Origin of the sequence: Halalkalibacter oceani, assembly GCF_040544555.1 — a bacterium.
In the GTDB taxonomy this organism is placed as follows: domain Bacteria; phylum Bacillota; class Bacilli; order Bacillales; family Bacillaceae_D; genus Halalkalibacter; species Halalkalibacter oceani.
In genome coordinates, this window is the sequence record NZ_JBEPKD010000062.1 from 1 (window position 1) to 1,757 (window position 1,757).

Consider the following 1,757-nt stretch of genomic DNA (forward strand, 5'->3'; position numbering starts at 1 on the left):
CTTTTTAGGTGACTCTTTGCGATACTGTTCCTCCGCATATTCTCTCGCTGCTCTTACCGCTTCAACCGCTAGGCTGCGGGTATTATCAACCTGTGGTAGATGGCGCAAACGATCGCGGTATGCAGTTAACGACATTTCCTTTTCGGTTAATTGCTGTCGGAGTTTCTTCTCGTCTTCACTGATTTCTTCGATGGATTTTTCGACACTTGCCTTGAGCTCCGTCTTTATCTTCAAAATATCCGACTCTAATTCTTTGATTTTCTCGTTTACCTTCTGCCTGGCTTCAATTAACTCACCATGTTTTTCACTATATGCTTTCATTTTTTCATCAATTTTCTTTGGATATTTCGCCATGAAATCGCTCCTTAATGAATAATTTTTTTCGGATCTTTCAATAACGTTACAAAGTATCGCCACCAATTAAGCTCGTCTAGCAAGTCGATCGCATCATCAATCACCGCAGCTTCTTCCGGCCGTAAATCGTCCTCATCGGAAAATAACCCATAATCAACCGAATTGAACCGGCTTAATGTTCGTTTTGCCGCAGATACTAATGACGGAAACCTCGCTTCATCACCCCCAACAATCTCTAACACTATCGCTTCTTGCGTTCCTCTATCGAACAGTACCGTCAATTGAATAAGCGGATGAACTTTTGCCACTTGCCGAAGCGCGCGGCGCAGGCCAATATGACAAGCCCTATTTGATTCTGCTTCACTGACATTACGCAAAATGTATTGATCGGACTGGACTATGCCTGTATAATTTGCGAGTGCCCAACTGAAAACGCCATATTTTTCACCGGTAACATATGATACAAATAATGAATAACGCATTACACTTGATCCTTTGCAACTACGTTTAATCGATCCCACTCGTTCATCAAGACCCCTCCTTAATAATGACGTTTACTGCCTGTTTGCCCTTCGCTGACTCCTTGACCTCACACTCGACAATCGCCCCGGCTTTTGGCGTTCCAGCTTCGATCTCGCGGAAATGCACGAATAGTCCATCGGTAGTGAACCCGAAGCCTTTCGCCTCGTCGTACCACTTCAAGCGGCGCTTCTCGTTCTTTTCCCGCCTCACTACCTCTTTGCGCGGACAACGATAGCCAGTATCCTCTATATAGGCGATCTCATCTCCGGTTCCTTCTCCACCGGCCCATACTTCCGGCTCGGATCTGCGCTCTTGAAAGCTCTGTAATCGTGGTTCTAAACTGTCTGACATACGTTTTCTTCCTCCTTTACTTGGCTAAATCGATGTTCAACGTGATCGAAGCACAAGTGATAGCAAATCTCGTCGAGAGTATCGCGGCAATGACGGACGACCCGATCATATAACCATGTTTTAGGGTATTTCTTGCTCCACCGGTCAATTATTTCACCTGTATTCGCATCTATTACAATCGCGTTAATCGTGTGACCACCATCGGCTTTTTTGATCGTTTCATGTCTGACAATTGCTGGACTCATAGGCTCGACCTCCTTTATAATCTCGTGGAGCTCCTGGCTTTCCTCGCAATACCACGCTTCATACTCACGATCCTTTTGTCCGTATGCGTACTCCCGGACTGTTATTCGCTCACAAATAAACTCGTCCCCCTTATCGGTTGGCGACGCTTTAGAACGTCAAATAAGCGTTACCTAACCTAATACACTCGGGAAATAGTAACGTTTGTCTATCGCTTGATTTCGCCGCTAAAATCGGCTGTTTTCGCGTCTATTACCCCCTTACTCCTGAAATTTCTAAACGGTTTT

The 1,757-nt window shown here is 45.2% G+C and carries 4 protein-coding genes; all 4 read right to left on the reverse strand.

Annotation, left to right across the window (positions count from 1 at the left end):
- A partial coding sequence (locus tag ABMB67_RS23355) for a hypothetical protein (RefSeq protein WP_354573483.1) occupies positions 1-354 on the reverse strand: 354 nt, incomplete at its 3' end.
- A gap of 11 nt (positions 355-365) precedes the next feature.
- On the reverse strand, positions 366-836 hold the full coding sequence (locus tag ABMB67_RS23360) for a hypothetical protein (protein ID WP_354573484.1): 471 nt from the start codon (positions 834-836) through the stop codon (positions 366-368).
- 46 nt (positions 837-882) lie between these two features.
- A complete protein-coding gene (locus ABMB67_RS23365; protein ID WP_354573485.1) occupies positions 883-1,227 on the reverse strand; it encodes a cold-shock protein in 345 nt (114 codons plus the stop codon).
- Positions 1,212-1,472, reverse strand: a complete 261-nt coding sequence (locus tag ABMB67_RS23370; RefSeq protein ID WP_354573486.1) for a hypothetical protein — start codon at positions 1,470-1,472, stop codon at positions 1,212-1,214. The genes ABMB67_RS23365 and ABMB67_RS23370 overlap by 16 nt, the downstream gene beginning before the upstream one ends.
- Positions 1,473-1,757 lie beyond the last annotated feature (285 nt).